The sequence below is a fragment of the Paenibacillus amylolyticus genome (assembly GCF_047302515.1).
GTDB classification, from domain to species: Bacteria; Bacillota; Bacilli; order Paenibacillales; family Paenibacillaceae; genus Paenibacillus; species Paenibacillus amylolyticus_G.
In genome coordinates, this window is the sequence record NZ_CP168019.1 from 5,623,423 (window position 1) to 5,645,203 (window position 21,781).

Genomic DNA, 21,781 nt, shown 5'->3' on the forward strand with positions numbered 1-21,781 from the left:
TTACCCTTTGAGCCCAGAAGTCGCAATTCCTTCCACGAAGTACTTTTGACACACGATAAATACAATGAAACATGGAACCAACGATAACACCGACATGGCAAACATCGGACCCCAATCGGATTGAGAACTGGAATCAAGGAACAGACGCAGACCCAGCGGCACGGTGTATTTGCTCACGTCACTCAAGTAGATCAACTGACTGAAGAAGTCGTCCCATGTCCACAAAAACGTAAAGATCATCGTGGTAACCAATGCTGGAAAAGCAAGTGGAATGATGATTTTGGTGTATATTTTCACAGGACCGCACCCATCAATAGTTGCCGCCTCATCCAGCTCTTTAGGCAATCCCCGGAAGAACTGTACCATGAGAAAAATGAAGAAGGCGTCTGTCGCCAACCATTTTGGCACCACAAGCGGCAGATACGTATTCACCCACTCCAGGTGGTTGAAAAGAATATACTGCGGGATCAGCGTCACATGATGGGGCAGCATGATCGTCATAAGCATCAGTCCGAAGCAGATGGCTTTGAAACGAAAATTCAATCGGGCGAAGGCATACGCCGCCATAGAGCAGGAAATCACATTGCCCAGTACGGCGCCAAGCGACAGGATGACAGAGTTGGTCAGAAAGCGGGCGAACGGATTACCCTGAATACCCGACCAGCCATTCGTGTAATTTTGCCAATTCCATTCCTGTGGCCAAAACCAGGTCTCTGTAAAGATCATATGTCCCGGTTTGAATGAGCTGCCCAGCATCCAGAGGATCGGGTAGAGCATGACAAAGGCGATGCCTGAGATCAACACATGTTTGCTGACGACCCATGCTGTAGAGTTCCGTTGTCCAATCATGATTTCCCACCATCCTCATAGTGCACCCACAGCTTGCTGCTGCGGAATACGAGCAATGTAAATACGCCAATCAGGATGACCAGCACCCAGGCCATCGCAGAAGCATAACCCATCTGAAAGAATGAAAATCCTTTTTTGTACAGATACAGAGAGTACATTAGGGTTGAGTTCACTGGCCCTCCGCTACCATTACTGATAACAAAAGCCTGCGTGAACGATTGAAAGGACGTAATCAGCTGCATGACAAGATTGAAGAAGATAACGGGTGACAGAATCGGCAACGTTATATAGAAGAATCTCCGCAGAGGACCTGCACCATCTACCGCTGAGGCTTCATCATACTCGGGTGGAATCTGCTTCAGGCCTGCCAGGAAAATAATCATGGATGATCCAAACTGCCATACGGATAACAGCACGATGGAGTACAGGGCATACTTCGGATTAGCAACCCAATCGGGCGCCTTAATGCCTACCATGGCAAGCACACTATTAAGCAGCCCGTCACCGCCCAGCATTTTACGCCACAGCATTGCAATCGCAACGCTGCCTCCAAGCAATGTCGGAATGTAATAGACGGTCCGGTAAATACCAAGCCCTCGAATCCCTTTATTGAGCAGCATGGCTACCAGCAGTGCAAAGATCAACTTGACCGGTACCGATACAGCGACATACGTGAAGGTGACTTTGAGCGACTGGGTAAACAGTTTATCCGATGTAAACATCGTGGTGTAGTTATCCAGACCGACCCAGGAAGGGGCGGCCAGGATACTGTAATCGGTGAATGAGATGTATAACGATACCAACATTGGACCTAAGGTGAGAAATAACAATCCCACAAGCCATGGGGCGAGGAACAAAAGCGCAGCTCCATTATGCGCATATCTCCGTTTGACCCGCCGGGTAGTTACACGCTCGATTCGGGCTTGACTGACCTCTGATGTGTTCATCTTCGCAACCTCCCCGCAGTATTAGAAGTCTGAGACAGTTCCAATCGTTATTGACTTGATCCAAGTGTAGCCTTGGCTCCTTCAATAAACTGGGCAATGACATCTGGCGTATCGCCTTGACCGAAGGCAATCTGCTCGCTTGCGCTCTTGAAACTTGTGTCCACTTCAGCAAATCCTTGCGGGTATGGCGGGTCAATCTCGCTGGAGTTCTTCGATACAGTATCGATAAATTGGAAAATGGTTTGCTCCGCTTCCGGCAGCGTAGGCTGCATCTGTTCACGAATGCTGGAATTGACCGGCACCCCACGTTCAGAACCAAGAATAGCGGTTGCTTCTGGATCATTGACCATGAAATCAATGAACATGGCAACTTCCTTTGGATGTTTGGTTTTGCCATAACCTGAGAGGAACTGGCCTGGTTTCAGATATTCACCGATTTGCTTTTCACCTACACCATGCGGAAGCACTTGTATGCCAAGCTTATGATCCTGGTTTTTATTCACCTGCTGGAATGTCAGCAATTGATTGGACCATGCAAAATCCATGGCAGCTGTGCCCAGTGAGATAGGGCGTGTCTCCAGCGCATTGGTTGTGGATGCCGTTATCTCCGCTGTGGTCACTCCACCATTCTCGCGTAGGGCGCTCCACATATCGAACCATTGCTGAAGCTCCTCGCTGGTAGCGGTCATTGTGCCACCATCAAACAATCCTTTCCCGGATTGCCGAATAAACACTTCAAACATGTTCGTTGTACCGGAAATGTCTGCCGATCCATAGAACCCCTCACCTTTGGCTGCGGCGATCTTGGTCGCAATATCCCCAAAATCCTTCCATGTCCAACTCTCTTGTGGTTCTTCTATACCTAATTCCTGAAATACGGTGGCGTCATAGATGACACCTGGTGCGTTAACTCCGAGGGTAATCGCATATAATTTATCGTCAATCGAACCGGCTGTAATCATGCTCTGATCATGATCCTCTGTCCGCAGCTCTTTGCTCTCTGCAAACGGGGTTAGGTCAAGCAAAGCACCACGCCGGGCAAAGTCAGTCAAAAAGGCGTAATCCATCTGGATGATATCTGGTGCATTTGAACCGGCTACCTGTGTAGTCAACTTGTCAAAGTAACCGTCCCAACCGGAATATTCAGGCTTAATGGTGATTCCCGGATGTTTCTCTTCAAACAATTGGATCACTTTGGTCGTCAGATCATGTCTGGTCTGTGATCCCCACCAGGTCATGCGCAGTTCAATCTTGCCTGATGAATCTCCTTCACTTCCACTTGCTTCCCCAGAAGAAGATGGTGTATCGGTGGCCCCTCCAGAACAGGCTGTAGCGAACAATAACAGGGACAGGCAGAACAGGGTTACCCACTTTTTTGTAATCATCATAAATGAATTTCCTCCCCTTCTTGCATTTATGGAATCGCTTACAAAACCTATTGTATCGGTCTATTACTGCACATGACATAAACAAAAGTAAGCTTTCCTGTCAAAAAAGTAAGGAGTTACAGGAATCAAAAACCACCAGGAATGATATTCCCGGCGGTGATGATCCCGTCTCAAATATGATTACGGATATACAACCGTATTACGTGGAGCAGAAGACAACTTGTTGTATAGGAACGATAGTATGAAAATCAGACCTCGGTGGTTTGGTCTGTCAGGAATGTGAGACCGCAGGTGAAGACACCCTGTGTTCAGCCAGATGTTTCTTCATTTTTGCCACTTCAGTTCCTGCCAGCATCATAATGCCTATTCCGTGATTGTCATTGGTGACGGTACGCAAGTCCTGATCATAATACTCTGCCGTAAACGCATATCTCGAACCGCTGCACACGCCATGCACATTCCCTTGACGGTCAATTGCTTTGCAGATGAGTCCTTTCCAAGCCCGCTCGGCAGCTGTGACGTAAACTTCAGGGTCTTTGAACCAGCCAAAGCGTACACCTCTCGCAAAACCATAGGCAAACATCGCCGTGCAGGAGGCTTCTTCATACGTCTGCGGAACATTCAACACCTGATGCCACAAGCCGCTTTCCCCTTGAAGCGCTGCGTACCCCTCACACAGCTCATTGAAGAAATCTATTAAAGCTGGGCGCTCGGGATGCTCTACTGGCAAAGCTTCCAGTACCTCCGTCAAGGAAAACAGTGTCCAGCCATTTCCCCGTCCCCACGGAATCTGCGTTGCCTGTCCGTATTTGAAATCATACACATGGGACATGATCTTGAACTCAGGCATAAACAGATACTTCCGATACAGTGAAAATTGTCTGGCGGCTTCATCCAATGCGGCAGAGTTGCCTGTCACCCGTGCATAACGAACGAGAAACGGCGTGCTCATATAGAGGTCATCTGCCCACATGGTATTCTCGGCATACTCCCCTACACATGTGCGATAAAATGCACCATCCTCCTGCCGTTCCAGGCGGGAAAGCATGAAATCTGCAATCCGTTCAGCAATCGGAAGAAACGTTGGTTCATGACACTCTGAATACGCTTCCAGCATGGCTGAACCAAAAGAACCGCAGTTATCCAGCATTTTCAGCATGACCAATTGTTGATTGACTGCCGGGAAACCATACTGCTCCCGATCCCATAATGAGTACTCATACATCTGGGTACATGCCTGCACATGCTCAGCCGCATAACGTGTAATGTCCGGTCTCTGCAAATAACGCCCAGTCCGTAATAGACCATACACAGTGACACCCAATGGATAATCCCAGCGACCATAATTGGTCACACTGCCCACTGTCCATTTGTTGCTTAACATAGCGTTTTCATAATAGGGTCTGATCCAAGCATCCGGTCGATCTAAGCGCCAATATGTCTGTCCTTGCCCCGTTTGATACACTCGGTCCGTTCGAGTCAGATCCGCCAAGTCCGGTTCAACCTCCGACTCAAAAGGGCCGACATATAACCAAGATTCTCCGGAAGCACCGTGCACACGCTGAGGAAGTTCCAGTGAAAGCGGCTTACCCGACACGGTTGCGTTCAAATTAAAATGCCAAGGTCCCGCCGTTTCAGTGCATTCACTTCGGACAAGCAGGTCACTCCGTCCAAAAGAGGCTGGTACATCCACCTCGAACGGACCCGCTTCCTTCAATTGCGCCACAGGCTTGCCGCTAATCCATATACTCAGAGAACCGGAAGATTGACCTGACAATCGCACCGCATTCCCGGTTGAATCGTTATTGTTCAGATGGGTCCAAGCATACACATGACGTCCAGGAAGATGCTCGTATATTCGTTCAAGAGCCGGCTTGGTTTTATCTTCATCAGACCAGCCTGTCTCAGGCAGCCAATTCAAGCTGTAGTCTGATTCTTTTCCAAGCAGGTCCGGTTGTTTACTCGTGGCTGGGTTCGGTTGGGAGAACACCCACCCCGCTTGCCCCTGTCTCTCCTGAAAAGGAGCAAATACATTCAAAATGCGCACTTTTCCTTCATCTGACCCAAATTGGCAGCCAAATCCGGCAGGGGTGTTTTTCATCTCCAGCCAAATGGTGTTCCAACCAGGCTTGATATCGATGCTGAGCTTCACCGTTGCGTCTGGACTAATCTCATCCATTACGGTTGAGCGATAGACCATCTGCTCATTGAAATAGAAACGAACAGGCCCATAACAGCGGACCAGTACATCCAGGTTTCGGTCCTCGTCCCCCCAAACCAGTGCAGCTGCGTAGGATATATGGTCTTTGGGTGTATCAGGAAAGCGTTTACCTAAATTCAGATCATAAAGCCCTTTTTCATTTTGCAAAATACCAGACTTCTGGAATACCCGATATACAAAATCAGCCTGCGCATTGGCTCCAATATACCTCTCGGCTAGCACCTTCAGCACCTGATCCTGATCTTCTCCAAATCGGTAATACATGCTCTGTGGTTCACTGAAATAGGTCGTCATCGATGGCACACATCCTTCTTCTGTTGAAATAAAGTCTTATATCATAGCATTCATACCATCCACACTGGAGCACCAAACTAATATGCAGTAATAAAGTATAGCGCTTAACCTAGGTGGGTAATCCCCTTACCGGGAAATAGGTATGTCCCTTGGTTATCTTCTGAATAGCCGAATAATAATCCCAGTATAACTGACATGTTCGGTGGTGGCTACAGATTTTTGATTACGCTTACAATTATGTTGGATTTAGTCGCCTTTTCTCCCTAGGTTAACTTAAATTTAAACAATGGTTTAAAAACGAGAAAACGTTACCGATATAAATACTAGATTGAAAAATTCCACTTTTTGTATCGGGAAGGAAAGATGCACATTGAATACTCTTGAATCTCTGGTAAATGCTATGCCTTTTGTTAGCCAAATGTTCCGTGACGACATATCCATATCCATTAATGATCATGAGAAAGTATTGTATTTTTCCGAAGCAAAAAGTCTGGAGATTGGCGTGAAGGTTGGGGATGAGCTGCATGATGATTATAAACATTTCAAAATGCTGACTAACAGAGATTCCCGTACCGTGGCACGCATGCCTGGTGATCTGCAGGGCAGACCTTTTGATGCCATTCTAATCCCTATTAAAGAGAACGATCAGGTCGTGGGTATATTGGGTGTGAACTACGCACTGGATAGTCACATGACACTGGAAACGCTGATCCGTGAAAATGAAACAACCATTAATGCGCTCGTCGGCGGCATTCAGCAGATTGCGGCACATTCCGAAGAACTCTCCGCGACCTCGGAAGAGATTCTGCGCAATTCCAAAAAAGCTTCAGAGAACTCGGTCAGTGTAAGTAAAGTAACAACCGTCATTCGTGAAGTATCGGAACAAACTAATCTGCTTGGACTCAACGCCATGATTGAGGCAGCACGTGTTGGCGATCAGGGAGCCGGATTCGGTGTGGTTGCCAGTGAAGTACGTAAACTGTCGGATCATACGAAACAAGCAGCAGCTGATATTGAATCATCACTCGGCAGTGTACAAGATTCCATGAAACATATGGAGCAGGAGATCGGTCAGATTACAACCGCAACAGTGGATCAGGCCAAGCTTGTTACCGAGTTCATGGAAAGTATCGAACAGCTTAGTGAGACAAGCGCGAATCTGAAAAAGTTTGTACATCAGATGCTGGCGCTCGAATAACAATACAGTTCCACAACAGAAAGAACAAACGATATGAAATGTACATAACAAATGATTTAGAATGTGAAAAGCCTCCGGCCACTTCCCTTTACAGGAAGTCAGCGGAGGCTTTGTTTCGTATTTGCGATGATATCCCTTTACGGTTTATGCTCACACGGCTGTTATATCTCTACAGCGACGCCAAAATGGTCGGACACGACCGGCCCGTTTTTACCGTTCAAGACCACGGTGGAAGATTTAGCCTGAATCGGACGATTGGAGAAAATATAGTCGATCCGAAGATCGCTTTTATTGTCTGCCCAGCCGGCAATGGCCTTCACCACGGTTGCTCCTTCATCCTTTTGCAATGCTGTGGTGTACAGGTCATTCCAGCCTTTGCTCATCATATAATCATAACCTTCATCACGCACTTCCGCGACATTATTGAAATCACCCATTATATATAACGGCTGATCCATGTAGGGGGCAAGCTTGCTCTCCGTCAACTCCCACTGTCCCTTGAAAGGTTCCTGCGCATCATCCCACCAGTTATAGTGACCGTTCACAAACCAGGTTGCTTCACCTTGGACGACCGTCTGGATTCCCACAATTTTGCGTGTACGATAGTTGTTATAATCTCGCATGTGGGACACGTATTCCCCAAAAGCCTGCGTAATCGGCGTCCGGCTAAGGATCGCCAGTCCTTCATCGTATTTTTGAAACCCGACATGCGCGGGAATCCACGTCCAGTAATATTGCTCTGTCAGCTGCTGAAGCAGGACGTAGGCATAGTTGTCTTTTTTAATCACTGCATCGGGTTCAGTAGCATAATACATCTTCAGTTCTTCTTCAGAAAGCGCGACTTCCTGCATCGATTGGTTGACCTCCTGCATGGAGATCACATCGAATTGATGTGTATTAATAAACTCAGCCAGCTGACTGATCTTGTTCAGTTGATCCTCTTCCGCCCAAGCGTGTGTGTTTAACGTAAGTATTTTCATATGCTCTCTCCTGTTGTGTGTAATATGGCCGTTTCCCCGGCCTGCATCGTTCCTGAAAGGAATACATACCATAAGCATACACAATATGGTGCAATCATGCATTCCGTCCGCCAGCAGAACCGACGTGTTCATCCTGATTCCAGTTGGTCTAAAATAACTTCAAATTCTTCATAACCCATGCACGGATTGGCTCATAACTGATATGATGGATACAACAAATTTACAACATCACGTCATAGACGTGGTGATTACTGAACCTATGTTTACCCCAGGAGATGGAATGATGAACATACCGAATAACATGAGGATGGATGATGCGCAGTGGCAACAGTTGATCAGGCAGGTTGCAGAGCATTTTAATAACCTGACGATCATGCGCGGATTCCAATATTATAAACAAAAACGTGTCGGACCATTAACCTATTCCGAACAACAAGGGATCTCGGCCGTTGTACAAGGATCGGAAGAGTACGAAGTAACATTGAGCATGCAGTCCCTAACTACAAGTCATTGTACCTGCCCGGTGAGTTCCGTATGCAAACATATGACTGCTGTATTGATGAGTTATGCCGAGCAACTGGAGCGACCTGTGCATGCGATTGTGAATGCACACTCCAGTACTGCACTCAAGCAAACGACCAAACCCGTCGGGGCCATGTCCGCAGGAATATCCAGCTATGCAGATGCCGATGAACAACAGGATATGGACATTCCGGACAACCAATACAGCCAGATCAAGGAACGTGCAACAGAGCTTGCTGATCTCGAAATCTCGGAATGGCACGAACTATTCCACTCCTGTCTGAGACGGCTGGGTACTGGCACAGCAAGCACATCCTACGTACAGGAAGCAACGGACGAGCTGTATGCCATTAAACCAAGGCTGTCCGCTGCAATGGACCAACTTTTTGAACTACATGTGCAGCTGCACCTCATCCGATTCTGCGTGCCGCCGGCTCGTAATTCAATCACTCATACCCCCGTGTACTTGAGCTACCCTGCCCAGCTCGCGGTGGATGCACTTCAGAAAGACATTGAACGGATCTTTAACCATCCACTAGACCTGTCAGGTCTAAAGGGAAACAAGCTTGAACAACTTTGGAACAGACTGTCTGAAACCTCAGCTTATTTACGTAAACAGATGATGCCTGAGACAGCCAGCATGATGTTCTTCACTCCGATCTATCGACAACTGTGGTTGAACTGGATCGTACCTGAGCTGCAAGGGTCGCGGGACATGTTAGTGTCGGAACAGGCCATCTTAGATGATATAGAACGCAATATAACCGCCGCTTCGTCACCTTCCCAGTCAGGTGGGAGTGTCTTGGGTAGCGCTCAAAATAATGGAAGTAGTAGTGATAGACCAGGCAAAGCCGTAACACTGCCTTTACCACTCATACTCGCGCAGAGCTGGATGCACTTCCATCTGGGGCAAGATGATCAGGCATGGCAGCGACTCATCCATGGAAGCTCGGCCTACGGCTTCCCGCCAGAACAACTGTTGCATTTTCTCCATGTACTCGCAGATTCGGCTGAATGGAAGCGACTTGGGGATTGGTTGGTACAACTTGGCCCCCTTCTGGCGAATCGGCGTAATACACCTTTGAATGATTACATGCATCTATGGGATACGGCCATTCAACATCTGCCCGATGCAGAGAACCGTATGTGGGACACGCTTGTCAGTATGCTTCCCCACTCCCGCCCCGCCTACGAGGATGCTATGCATTCGCGTGGACAGTGGCGCAGATGGATTGATTTTCAGCTGAGTACGGGAACGGAACCTCTCGAATTCCGCGTAGCGATGCTGCAACCAATCGAAAAAGATGCACCTGAGCTGCTGCTTCCCTTCTATCATCAGGCAGTGGAGCGTTATATCGGACAAAAAAACAGGGACGGATACAAAGCAGCGGTGAAGCTATTGAAACGTCTGTCCAAAATCTATAAAAAAATGAAGCAAGAAGCGCACTGGGAGCAATTCATCACCTCACTTGCCGTTCGTAACAGTCGGCTGCGCGCCCTGCAGGAAGAGCTTCGGAAAGGTAAACTGATCTCATGAGCTTAATTCATCCTTACACAGAAACGATTGAGGTTCATGTCGCTTTAACCGGATATGGCGATGCTTTGTTTTACGGAGCACTCAACACACACCACTTTGTACCGGGACAGTCGCTTAAGCAGCGATTGTTCGCCTGGCATGCGCCTTCCTTCTACGGTACCGAACTGGAAGTTCGGCAGATTGAGGAGATTGAGCTGGTTGTTCTGCCTGCGGAAGAAGTGATTCCCTTCTTTGCCGAGATGCATACCCTGCTTCATATTGAATGGAAGTGGGACGAGCAAGCGGAACATCTGATTCGACTGGCCCCGGCACTCGCAGCATCTATCGAAAAACGCAAATACGTACCTAGCTTCGAGGCCTATCGTACAGGACAGCTTCAGTGGACCTGGGACCCGGATAGCTTGAAAAAGCAAGAGCGGGCTTCGCTTACCAAAGCGATTCAGCAAACGGACGAGAGTTATGCCGAAGGACTCGGGGCGGCTTACTCCGCCTTCGTATTCCAACGCTGGTACAGTTCGGAAGAAGCGGCAACCGATCTGCGACGTGAATTCCCTCAGTTGTTCCCAGAGCGCGGCACTCTACCTAAGACAGCCGGGATGGATGCTCAGTCCTGGCTCGTATCCATTGGCTGGAAGGCAGATGCCGCACCATTCAGACCTATGCTGCAGTTGCAGGAGCCGGACGAGGATGAGCCATCTTGGCGGCTGCGATTGGTGTTGCAGAATAAGCTGGATGCCGCTGTATTGGTGCCCGTCATGCTGGATTCACGGGGCCGGCTTGAAGGAGAATGGCCAGAGGTATGGACACCGTTCATTCTGGATCGCTCCGCCGGATGGCTGGATCAGCTGCGTGCCCATCTGCCGCGTCTTGGAAGCTCCATTAGCGGTAGGCGGGATGTGCTGAGTGACCCTTTGGGAGATCAGGAAGCCTGGCAGTTTCTGACGCAGGATAGCGGCAGGTTACTGGCGGCGGGCTGGCAAGTCCTACTTCCAGGTTGGTGGGAAGCAGCCCGTAAGAAGAAACCAAAGCTGCGTGCTAAGGTACAGCCGGAGGAAGGTAGTGAGCGGGGCCAATCGTTCTTCGGACTGGACTCGATTATTCATTTTGACTGGCGAATTGCGATTGGTGACACGGATCTTAGCGAAGATGAATTCGCCGACCTTGTTGCCCGTAATGAACGACTGGTTCGCTTCCGAGGAGAATGGGTTCCTCTCGACCCCGACCTGCTGGAACAGATACGTCGTGCCATGGGCGGTGTAGATCGGGAACAGGGACTCTCATTCCAGGATATTCTGCACCTGCATCTGCTGCACAATGAGCAACGGGAATATCGCAACCAGAAATGGAAGGAAGGACAACAAACCGAGGAAGAGCAGCCACCACAGGATGATCAGAACATTCGGCTGGAAGTAGAGCTGAATGAGCATCTGAACCGGGTTATTGCACAACTCGGGGGCGGACAAGGCGGTGCGCCTTCCCTGCCCATTCCGACAGGGCTTCATGCCGAGCTGCGATCGTATCAGAAGGAAGGTTTTGCATGGCTTGGTTTCCTGCGCAGATTCGGCCTTGGGGCATGTCTTGCCGATGATATGGGCCTTGGTAAGACCATTCAGTTCATCACGTATCTGTTACACATCAAGGATCATGAACCACGTAAGCCGGGACAAGCACCGGTACTTCTGATCTGCCCAACTTCCGTGCTGGGCAACTGGCAAAAGGAAATTAGCCGCTTCGCACCCTCCATTAATGTCAGTCTGCATTATGGCGCACGCCGATTAAGTGGAGAAGAATTCCGGGAGCAGACCGAGCAGGTGGATATTATTATCACGTCCTTTGCTACGGCTACACTGGATCAGGAGATGTTACAAACCTATACCTGGTCATGCATCTGTCTCGATGAAGCACAGAATATCAAAAATGCTCAGACCAAACAGTCCTTGGCTGTCCGCAGTTTCCCGGCGAAACACCGCATTGCCATGACAGGGACGCCAATCGAGAATCGGTTGTCCGAGCTGTGGTCGATCTATGACTTTATCAATCCAGGATATCTGGGCAGCGGACGGGCATTCCAGACTCGCTTTATCAGTGCCATAGAGAAGGATAAGGATGAGCAGCGGATGCAGGATCTGCAGCAATTAGTGAAACCGTTCATGCTGCGCCGGAAGAAAAAAGATCCAAATATCCAGCTGGATCTGCCGGACAAAAACGAGATGAAAACCTATATTCACCTCACGGGCGAACAAAGTGCATTGTATGACCAATCCGTACAGGCCCTGATGGATAAAATGAAAGAGCTGGAAGGTATCAAGCGCAAAGGCGCAATCCTATCGGCGTTAACCCAGCTCAAGCAGCTGTGTGATCACCCACTTCTGCTGACCAAAGAAGCCTTGCCAGAGGAACTGCCCGAAGACGGCGCATTGACATCTGCTTATGACGTGTACAGCCCGCAGGATATGGCGATGCTGATTAGTCGCTCCGCGAAGCTGGAAAGACTGATGGAACTTGTCCGCGAATTACGGGACGAGGGCGAGCGATGCCTGATTTTCACCCAATATATCGGTATGGGACAGATGCTGCAACAGGTACTGCGTCAGGAGTTGCAGGAGCCTGTGCTGTATCTGCACGGGGGCACGTCCAAGACGGGACGGGATCGTATGATTGAGGAATTCCAATCCCGTACATTGCCTGAGGATAAGCAACCGTCCGTCTTCATTCTGTCCATCAAGGCAGGCGGTGTGGGATTGAATCTGACCGCAGCCAATCATGTCTTCCATTTTGACCGATGGTGGAACCCTGCTGTTGAGAATCAAGCCACCGACCGAGCTTATCGGATGGGTCAGACCAAGGATGTTCAGGTGCATAAGTTCATCTCTCTTGGCACATTGGAGGAGCGGATCGACGAGATGTTGGAGAGCAAACAGCAGCTCAGCGATAACATCATCACAAGCTCCGAGAACTGGATTACCGAATTATCCACGGATGAGTTGCAGGATCTGTTCACTCGGCGTCGTGACTGGTCGGGCTAACTTGGATTAGATGAGATATATCATAAAAAAGAGAAATACAAAAAGAGCGAAGTTTCGGAATTTGAATTCCGACTTCGCTCTTTTTGTGTTGTTGCAGTTAATCATCCGTTCTTAACGCATGTTACCGATGATGGATGATCTTGAATCCTGCATTTTTTTGACAAAGTTTGTCATGACATCAAACGCTTCATTGCGCTTGTTGGACATGGACTGCAGACGAAGCATGTCCATCTGTTGGGAATTGCCCGCTGCATCAATTTGGCCTTTCAGCTTTTGAACAGCTGCTTCATCCCCGTTTTGCTGGGCTATCTGCAATTGAGAGTTCAACTCCGCGATCTGTTGATTACGGTTCTGTACTTCCTGGATTTGCGTTTGCAATTGCGCATCCAGCAATTTGGCGCGTTCGCTCTGAACCATCATCAAAGCCGTTTCGATATCCATACTGCTAATGTTAATAGGTGTTACGCCAGAGATGTTGGAGACTGAAACTGTGCTCGCTGAAGCTGAAGAGACGATGGATACTGCAGCAACAGCAGCAACTACTGTTGAAGCGAAAAATTTGCCTGAACGTTTCATGAATGTTCCTCCAAGTATATATGTAATTTGTACCAGTTTCTCGTTGGCATCTTCCGCCATTCTAAAACAAAAGAACTAGTTGTTCAATCAAATTAACTTCAAATTTGAATTAATTCCGATATCCCTTACACACGCCTACCTCCGCTTACAATTTGAGTAAATTAAGCAGGGCATACTAAGTAAAAGCGCATTCTTACGGGCATATTCACTACGACTGGATTGTTCTTTACTCCTACGCTTGAAAGTCACATTGGAGATCGACGACATGCTCATGATTTTACTTTAGAAAATGGTTATGTTATATTTAATAATATATTTTACACAATTTAATTTTGTGATATTTATTATAAATTGATGTTATATATTTTACGGGAGGTTTTAATATGAAAAAGATACTGGTTGTTCTAACAAATGTAGATAAGTACGCAACAAAGGACGAGCCTACTGGCTTGTGGCTGAGCGAAGCAACTCATTTTATTGAAGAGTTTGACCATAATGACAATGTTCAGATCGATCTGGTTAGCCCTAAAGGCGGGAACGTACCTCTTGATCCGAAAAGTCTGGGCGACTCTCTGGATGAGAGCACCAAAGCCTATTTCGAGAACGAAATGTTCATGAACCAATTGAAAAATACGTTGAAACCTAGCGAAGTAAACGCGAGTGACTACGATGCAATCTACTTCACAGGAGGTCACGGTACAATGTGGGATTTCCCGGACAATGCCGAACTTCAAGAGCTTTCTCGTGATATCTATGAAAAAGGTGGCGTTGTATCCGGCGTGTGCCACGGGGTTACAGCCCTGTTGAATGTGAAGCTGTCCAACGGCCTGCTTTTGATCAACGACAAAACCGTTTCCGGCTTCACGAATGAAGAAGAAACATTGGCTCAACAGACCGAGTATGTTCCTTTCCTGCTGGAAGATGCGTTGAGAGAACGCGCTGCACAATATGATAAAGCTGCTGCCTTCAGTTCCTATGTCACAACAGATGGCCGCGTGGTCACAGGACAGAATCCGCAATCTAGCAAAGCTGTAGCTGAAAGTGTTAAACAACTGCTGGGTCTGTAAAATAAACCGATCGATCCCTCTCCTCCCCCAGGAGATCATATAGATGTACAAAGCAAAACAGCACGTGATCCGTCATGACCTGACAGAACACGTGCTGTTTTTTTCTAGTGATTTGTTGATGCAGAAGCTTCCGTCGTTGTTCCTCCAGCCAAACGCTTCACGATATAAGGTACGGTAACCGACGTCAGGATCACAGCAAAGGCAATCTGAGCGATAGCTGTGTCCACATATGGCGCATACGCCGGATTAAACCCGGCAGCCATCGAGGGCACCACCATGGACAAACCAGCAACCGAACATGTCGCAGCCGCTGCGTAACCGGGTCGTCTTAATATCGCGCGATCGATCCCAATGAGCGGCAGCATGCAGATCAGCAAAAATAACACCGTGACCAACAAACCGGATAGACTGGATTGAAATGCAATACGCAGATCAATATTTGACCCGAAGCTGGTACCTAGAAAAGGCAGCAGAATCAGTGTTCCCGGAGCGAACATTTTCTGTATATTGCTGTCCAGATTACCAAGCAGTATCCCGATGAAGAAAGGTACTAGCGTAGCAAGTACACTGAGATAATCGATACCCACGCCACTTGCCGAATTCAATATCATGACCGGAATAACCGGTACGGCGATCAGATTCAGAATGCCAAACGCAGCACGATCCACATCATCTCCGTACGTGTTCATCAAGGCCAGATATAATCCCGGATTACAACTGGTCAGAACGGCAATGAAGGCTACCGCTGACACACCTCCAATCCCACTTATGCCAAAAAAGTATACAAACGCCCAGCCGAACAGGCAGCTGATGAGGATACGTGATATACAGAGCACCCCTGCTCTCTTCAAAGTCACCAGAAGCTGTGACAAGTTAAGCTGTGTTCCTGATATCAGTAATATCATACCGATCAGCACCATGGTACCTTTTGATGTGAACAGCGCTGTTGTTGGATCTCCGATCTGAAAAAACGATGGAAACACCGTGTTGATGACCGCGGCGGCCAGCATAGGAACAATCAGCAAGCCGCCGGGTATTTTTTTGATACGACCCAAAATGTTCATGGTGCGTTACAGTTCTGCTCCGTTGGTACGGATCACATTCTGATACCAGAAGAAGGAATCCTTACGATATCTTTTCAGCGTACCATTGCCATAGTCGTCCTGATCGACGTAGATAAATCCGTACCGTTTGCTCATCTCGGAAGTCCCTGAACTGATCATGTCGATGGGCCCCCACATCGTGTATCCCAACACCTCGACCCCATCCGCAATGGCGAGTCCCATCTGTTCGATATGTTTGCTCAGGAAATCAATCCGGTAGGGATCGTTGATCGTTCCGTCTTCATTCAACTTATCGTAGAATCCTGAGCTGTTCTCCAGAATGAAGACAGGTTTTTGATACCGATCATAGACGAGATTAAGCGTATAACGCAGGCCAATCGGATCAATCTGCCAACCCCACTCATTAGCGGGCAGATGCGGGTTTTTATATACACTGTGTACATTGCCGGCCGTTAGTTCGAGTTGCTCTGTATCACTGCTGGAAATCATTGAGTTGTAATACGACATCCCCACGAAGTCAGCCGTATGTGCGCGAATGCTTTCCAGATCGCCATCTTCAATGTTCAACTGGATCTCCTTGTTTTTGAAATACGTTTTACTATAGTAAGGGTATTCCCCTTTGTTGAGCACATCGAGATAGAACTGATTTTTCATCTGATCATCCTGCTGCATCTGAAGTGCGTCCTCTGGCTTGCATGTGTATGGATACGTTGTAAAATAAGCCACCATACTTCCGATCTGGTTATTCGGATCAATCTCATGGGCCATTTTGGTTGCTCTGGACGCAGCTACAAATTGATGATGCAACCCCTGGAACAGCATTTCTTCATAATTCGGAGCATCATAATCAATGATTCCCAGCGTTTTGGCCGATGCTTTCACGCTCATGTTGATCTCGTTAAACGTCACCCAATATTTCACTTTGCCCTTGTAGCGATTGAACAGCACATCACAATAGTTCACATACAGATCGATTAATTTGCGGTTATACCATCCTCCGAACTTGTCCATCAATACGATAGGCGTATCAAAATGGCTGATGGTAATCAGAGGCTCCATACCATGTTTCAGACATTCATCAATAACCTGATCATAGAACTCTAGTGCCTTTTCGTTCGGAGCGGCATCGTCGCCACCTGGAAATACTCTGGCCCATGAAATGGAATAACGGAAGACTTTGAATCCCATCTCGGCAAATAAAGCGATATCCTCACGGAAAGTATGGTAGAAATCAATTCCCCGGCGCTTCGGATATTTCACGGTATCCGGGTCATTTCTGGCCTCTTCAATCATCTCCCAATTAACCCGGATCTGCTTGGTCACCTTGCGGTCGTTCTTCTCGTTAAACTTCATCACTTCTGGGATGGTCAGACTCTTGCCGTCCACATTATAAGCTCCCTCTGCCTGACAGGCAGACAGTGCACCGCCCCACAAAAAATCTTTTGGAAAATTGGAATTTGTCATTTTAGTTTCCTCCTGTTGTTACGTGTTATTAAGTCTTATTAAGACCATCTAGCTTGTAACTCGTAGCTTAACCAATCAAAAGATAAACAGTTCTTACGGAATCAGCTTGATCAAAGGTTCACTCTCCCGGATCGGGCCGCTAGTCGCTGTAGTCAGCACATCTCCGTACTGTTGCATGTTGGTTACCACGATGGATGTAATGATGTTATAGCCTGCTGACGTAATGCCTTCTGGTTCAAACTCCACCAATAAATCGCCGGCTTGGATTGTCTGTCCCTGCTCGATATGGGCGTTAAAATATTTACCTTTCAGACTGACGGTATCCACCCCGATATGAATCAGAATCTCGACACCATTCGCAGCTTTCAATCCGATGGCATGTTTGGTGCGATAAAGCGCCTCAACTACTCCGTCAAATGGAGCGTATACCTTGCCATCTGTCGGAACGATTGCAATGCCTTTACCCATTAACTCTTGGGCAAATGCCTGATCTTCTACCTCAGAGATGGGTTTAATCTCCCCTGTCATTGGACTAACGATAAGCATGTCAGAAGATGTGGATGTCTGTGATGATACGGACGCTGGAGTTACCTCTGTGGCAACGATTGTCTGATTGCTATTTACTTTATCCGTAGCTAGCTGCTTCGATTTATTTACATCTGTATCTTCCTTGATGCCCGCCAACAGCGTGAACACAAACCCCAGTACAACTGCGGCAACACAACCAATAACGACATACATGTAACGATCCGATGTATACGTGCCAATTGCCAATACACCTGGAAGTGAAATTGCGTTCGCTGTTGTATGCACCAAGCTGTAGAATCCACCGACTAAACCACCTGCCAGACAACCTGCGAAAAAGGGACGTTTGTATTTCAGCGTTACACCATAGATCGCCGGTTCGGTAATCCCGAATAATGCGGTGAATCCACTCGAAGCAGCCGCTGACTTCATCGTTTTATTCTTCGTTAGGACAAACACACCGAAGGCTGCTCCAGCCTGAGCCAAATTCGCCGCCAGTGCCGTTGGTAACAGCACGGTTGCACCCAGTGTAGCCACTTGTTGAACCTGAATCGGCATGATGGCATAGTGCATACCAAACATGACCATGATCGGTTTGAAAAATCCAAGAATCGCACCAGCAAGAACACCTGCAGTGGAGAACAATGAGTTAATGCCATTCGTCAACCAGTCACCGATATATGATCCTACTGGACCAAGCACGATTAATTCCAGTGGAATCATAATGAACAAAACAATCATTGGGGTAAGCAGGACCTGCAGAAACTTGGGAATCACTCGATTGACGATCGGATACACATAACTCATAATCCATACCGCCAAAATGATTGGAATGACGGAAGAGGAATATTTCATCAGCAGAATCGGCATGCCGAGAAAATCGATACTATTTACACCCGTCTCAGCAATCTGAGCCGCACCGTTCAAAATAGTTGGATGCATTAATCCCGCAGCAAGAGCTACCGCCAAGTAGGGATTGGTTTTGAAACGGTTTGCTGCACTAACAGCCAGGAAGAATGGCATGAAATAGAAAATGCAGTCCCCGATCATGTTAATGATCGTCAGGAAACCGGAACCTTCCAGGTAACCCATGGCAGTTATAACGGTAGCCAAACACTTGATCATCCCGCAACCAACAAGTGCTGGCAGAACAGGGGTGAATATACCTGCGATGGTTTCAAGCACTACGTTAACGGGGTTGCGTCTCTTTTTCGGTCCACTGTCTGTAGACTCCGTGAGCTCGCCAATCTTGTCAGAAGTTAAATTCTTCACTTCACTGTATACCGCGTCTACTTTGGCACCGATAACAACCTGAACCTGTCCACCGGAATTCTGTGCCTTGAGCACGCCTTCGAGCTGATCCAGCGCCTTGAGGTCTGCTTTGTTATCATCCTTCAATACGAATCTCAAACGGGTTGCACAGTGTGTTAGCCCGGATATATTTTGCTCGCCGCCAACGAGATCAAGTACGTTTTTAGCCAAGTCTTTGTTGTTCATGACCCTTCTCCTCTACATGAATAAATTGGATATATAAAAAATGACCAAGCCGGGGAATCGTCATTCCCTACGCTTGGTCATGCCTGATCGAATCAGTAACAGTCCAATATGGATTATTCGGTTAGTTCCTTCACTAGTTCATTCCGTTGGTTCATTTGAGATCAATCGTTGGATATGCAGAATCAGATATAATTTTTCATCATCCGAACAGGTCCAGCCATAGTTATTTTTCAGAAAGTCCGCGATCTTCTCCACACAAGCCAGTTCTTTCGGAAACTTCTCCTTCACCATCAGGAACAGAGATTCATTCTCATCCTTGAGCGACTTACCGCTCATCTGCCGCATGATGAAGTATCTGATATGTGTTGCAAATCGCATGAAATGGATGGAATCCTCCTGAAAGTCAATTTTGAGCGCATATTTGATCACGGACAGGATCTCGCCCGTAACTGTGGTTACCTTGGTGGTATCCGTCATCTCTCCTGAGCCCACCTGTGCATTAACAAAATGCAGAGCAATCAGTGTTGTTTCGGCTGTTGGCAGAGCGATATCCGTTTTTTCCTGAATCAGTTTCAGGGCAGCCTCCCCCACCCGGGTCTCGTCCGGATAGAGTGTCCGCACTTCCCATTCCAGCGGGTTTTTGATACGGATACCTTCTCTGGTTCGGGTTAATGCAAAACTGATATGGTCGGACAGGGTGAGAAGCAGATTCGGGTTAAATGTTTTATTCAGGATCTGACTACCCAGCTTGATGACTTCCTCCGCGAGATAAATATCCTCAATCGGAATACTGTTCAGCAGATCATACATACGGATGTTCTTTGGTGCCACAAATATTTTTTCCACCAAGTCCGTCTCCGTCAGCTCATAAGGGGCTTTCAGAAATCCTACACCCTTGCCTACGACAAAAACCTCTTCGTTATGTTCATTAATAGCGATGGCTACGTTATTGTTTACTTTCTTGATAACCTTCAATGTTCTCACCCCCCAACAAAAATAAAAAAAGACCGAAAGCGATTACAGTAAAGCAATCGAATTCGGTCATGCCTGGTTTCCCCAGTAACAGTCCGTGTTATGAATATAAGTTTATTATAGTGCTGTTTTAAAAAAAGTCAATCATCCAATCCTAGGGAATACATCCCTCTCCAAAGCAGATGAAAAAAGCAAAGCGCTGTGGTACAATGAAGGAATTGTGTATTCACAGACAGACATGTGGGTAAAGGTGCTGAATCGATTGTGGAACAGTGCTCTTTATCCATGATTATGCTGCCATTCTAGGGAGGCTTATGGAACAACCATGCTCATTATTGGTATCGCCGGAGGAACCGGCTCCGGTAAAACGACGGTAGCTCGCTCCGTCATAGACCGTCTGGGATCAGGTAAAGTCACGTTTATATCCCAAGACAATTATTACAAAGACCAGTCGCAGCTCACACCTGAGCAACGCCGACTCACCAATTACGATCACCCGTTTGCATTCGATAATGATCTGTTGATTGAGCATCTCACCCTGTTAAAAAAAGGCCAAGCGGCGTATGCTCCCGTATATGACTTCACCATAGATAACCGTGCTGCCAATGAGACGGTTGAACTGGCACCGAACCATATTGTCATTGTAGAAGGATTACATGTGCTGATTGACGAACATCTTCGCAGTCTGATGGACATCAAAGTATTCGTCGATACTGATTCCGATGTGCGGATTCTGCGGAGAGTACTGCGGGACATTGAAGAACGCGGACGTACGATCCAATCCGTGTACAAACAGTATCTCGAAACGGTAAAACCAATGCACGATGCGTTTATCGAGCCATCCAAAAAGTATGCTGATATCATTATTCCAGAAGGCGGACATAATGAAGTAGGTATTCAGATGTTATCCATCCTCACTGAGAAATACCTCACCGGTGAAAATTGGAATGGCGCTTAATTTGCTGCAAAGCAACACAACAGAAATCCAGGTTACGATACAGCGTAATCTGGATTTTTTGTTGATTTTTCATATATAATAATCCCCATCATTGAAAGGAGATCCCCCTATGGCTACTTTTGAAGAGTTCATGCAGCATGACATCCGGGTTGGTACCGTGGTGGAAGCCGAACCCTTCCCCAAGGCTCGCATACCCGCTATTAAAATGACGATCGACTTCGGACCACTTGGCCTGAAACGTTCCAGCGCTCAGATTACCCAGCGATACACGCCTGACATGATCATTGGCAAACAGGTCGTTGCTGTAGTTAATTTTCCACCCCGGCGGATTGCCGGTTTTGTCTCTGAAGTACTTGTGCTAGGCGGCGTGCCTGGTGAAGGCGATGTTATCTTGCTCACACCGGATAGTCCATTACCTAATGGAACACCGATAGCCTGACTTTAATTTGAGTAAGAAGAATAGGGCTTTTCAAATGTTTGGAAATCGAGTATTCTTGATTTATTGATTATTGATGGAACTACATATGTTAGAGACCTTAAAGCATAAGGCTATGGATCTGCGGATTCGTGGCCTTTTTTTGTGTTTTTTGAGGAAATATAGGTCTTGAGCATTAGTAGAAGTTGTGTGGAGAGGAGGAAATATATTGATAAATCATACCAACAGCCTAGTTTTACATGGTAGAATATTGATTATTA

Annotated in this window: 16 protein-coding genes; 6 read left to right on the plus strand and 10 right to left on the minus strand. The window is 47.3% G+C overall.

The genetic code is table 11. The annotated features are described in order from the left end of the window. The 4 genes from ACDJ59_RS24665 to ACDJ59_RS24680 form a co-directional block, all read right to left on the minus strand. Window positions 1-849, minus strand: a complete 849-nt coding sequence (locus ACDJ59_RS24665) for a carbohydrate ABC transporter permease (RefSeq protein ID WP_413406469.1) — start codon at window positions 847-849, stop codon at window positions 1-3. After that, complete coding sequence (locus tag ACDJ59_RS24670; RefSeq protein ID WP_413406471.1) at window positions 846-1,796, minus strand: carbohydrate ABC transporter permease; 951 nt, start codon at window positions 1,794-1,796, stop codon at window positions 846-848. Before ACDJ59_RS24670 ends, ACDJ59_RS24665 begins: the two co-directional genes overlap by 4 nt. Before the next feature lie 47 nt (window positions 1,797-1,843). Next, window positions 1,844-3,184 (minus strand): ABC transporter substrate-binding protein, encoded by a 1,341-nt coding sequence (locus ACDJ59_RS24675; RefSeq protein WP_413406473.1) that lies wholly within the window; start codon window positions 3,182-3,184, stop codon window positions 1,844-1,846. Between the two features lie 271 nt (window positions 3,185-3,455). After that, window positions 3,456-5,699, minus strand: a complete 2,244-nt coding sequence (locus ACDJ59_RS24680; protein WP_413406475.1) for a glycoside hydrolase family 88/105 protein — start codon at window positions 5,697-5,699, stop codon at window positions 3,456-3,458. A gap of 370 nt (window positions 5,700-6,069) precedes the next feature. Between ACDJ59_RS24680 and ACDJ59_RS24685 the strand changes: the two genes are divergently transcribed. After that, a complete protein-coding gene (locus tag ACDJ59_RS24685) occupies window positions 6,070-6,897 on the plus strand; it encodes a methyl-accepting chemotaxis protein (protein WP_413406477.1) in 828 nt (275 codons plus the stop codon). Window positions 6,898-7,058: 161 nt separating this feature from the next. Here ACDJ59_RS24685 and ACDJ59_RS24690 read toward each other — a convergent pair whose 3' ends face one another. Continuing rightward, on the minus strand, window positions 7,059-7,877 hold the full coding sequence (locus tag ACDJ59_RS24690; RefSeq protein WP_413406479.1) for an endonuclease/exonuclease/phosphatase family protein: 819 nt from the start codon (window positions 7,875-7,877) through the stop codon (window positions 7,059-7,061). Between the two features lie 280 nt (window positions 7,878-8,157). On the opposite strand from ACDJ59_RS24690, the gene ACDJ59_RS24695 reads away from it, so the two are divergent. Together ACDJ59_RS24695 and ACDJ59_RS24700 are read left to right on the plus strand one after the other, a co-directional pair. After that, window positions 8,158-9,936, plus strand: a complete 1,779-nt coding sequence (locus tag ACDJ59_RS24695; RefSeq protein WP_413406481.1) for an SWIM zinc finger family protein — start codon at window positions 8,158-8,160, stop codon at window positions 9,934-9,936. 5 nt (window positions 9,937-9,941) lie between these two features. After that, window positions 9,942-12,962 (plus strand): DEAD/DEAH box helicase, encoded by a 3,021-nt coding sequence (locus ACDJ59_RS24700; protein WP_413409911.1) that lies wholly within the window; start codon window positions 9,942-9,944, stop codon window positions 12,960-12,962. A gap of 111 nt (window positions 12,963-13,073) precedes the next feature. Here the strand turns inward: ACDJ59_RS24700 and ACDJ59_RS24705 are convergent, their stop codons facing one another. After that, entirely contained in the window at window positions 13,074-13,538 is a 465-nt protein-coding gene (locus tag ACDJ59_RS24705; protein ID WP_413406483.1) for a hypothetical protein, read from the minus strand. A 383-nt stretch (window positions 13,539-13,921) separates the two neighbouring features. Here ACDJ59_RS24705 and ACDJ59_RS24710 point away from each other — a divergent pair, with 383 nt between their 5' ends. Then, window positions 13,922-14,605, plus strand: a complete 684-nt coding sequence (locus ACDJ59_RS24710; protein ID WP_127546516.1) for a type 1 glutamine amidotransferase domain-containing protein — start codon at window positions 13,922-13,924, stop codon at window positions 14,603-14,605. 104 nt (window positions 14,606-14,709) lie between these two features. On the opposite strand, the gene ACDJ59_RS24715 is transcribed toward ACDJ59_RS24710, so the two are convergent. The 4 genes from ACDJ59_RS24715 to ACDJ59_RS24730 form a co-directional block, all read right to left on the minus strand. After that, complete coding sequence (locus ACDJ59_RS24715; protein ID WP_413406485.1) at window positions 14,710-15,669, minus strand: 2-keto-3-deoxygluconate permease; 960 nt, start codon at window positions 15,667-15,669, stop codon at window positions 14,710-14,712. 6 nt (window positions 15,670-15,675) lie between these two features. Next, complete coding sequence (locus tag ACDJ59_RS24720) at window positions 15,676-17,133, minus strand: glycoside hydrolase family 1 protein (RefSeq protein WP_413406487.1); 1,458 nt, start codon at window positions 17,131-17,133, stop codon at window positions 15,676-15,678. Between the two features lie 93 nt (window positions 17,134-17,226). Further along, the gene (locus tag ACDJ59_RS24725) at window positions 17,227-19,155 is read right to left on the minus strand and encodes a beta-glucoside-specific PTS transporter subunit IIABC (protein WP_413406489.1); all 1,929 of its coding nucleotides are present in this window, start codon (window positions 19,153-19,155) and stop codon (window positions 17,227-17,229) included. A gap of 138 nt (window positions 19,156-19,293) precedes the next feature. Beyond that, window positions 19,294-20,130, minus strand: a complete 837-nt coding sequence (locus tag ACDJ59_RS24730; protein WP_413406491.1) for a PRD domain-containing protein — start codon at window positions 20,128-20,130, stop codon at window positions 19,294-19,296. A 322-nt stretch (window positions 20,131-20,452) separates the two neighbouring features. On the opposite strand from ACDJ59_RS24730, the gene udk reads away from it, so the two are divergent. Both udk and csaA read left to right on the plus strand, forming a co-directional pair. Further along, entirely contained in the window at window positions 20,453-21,085 is a 633-nt protein-coding gene (udk, locus tag ACDJ59_RS24735; protein ID WP_017691162.1) for a uridine kinase, read from the plus strand. Window positions 21,086-21,194: 109 nt separating this feature from the next. Further along, complete coding sequence (gene csaA, locus ACDJ59_RS24740) at window positions 21,195-21,524, plus strand: chaperone CsaA (protein ID WP_100526488.1); 330 nt, start codon at window positions 21,195-21,197, stop codon at window positions 21,522-21,524. Window positions 21,525-21,781: the final 257 nt, after the last annotated feature.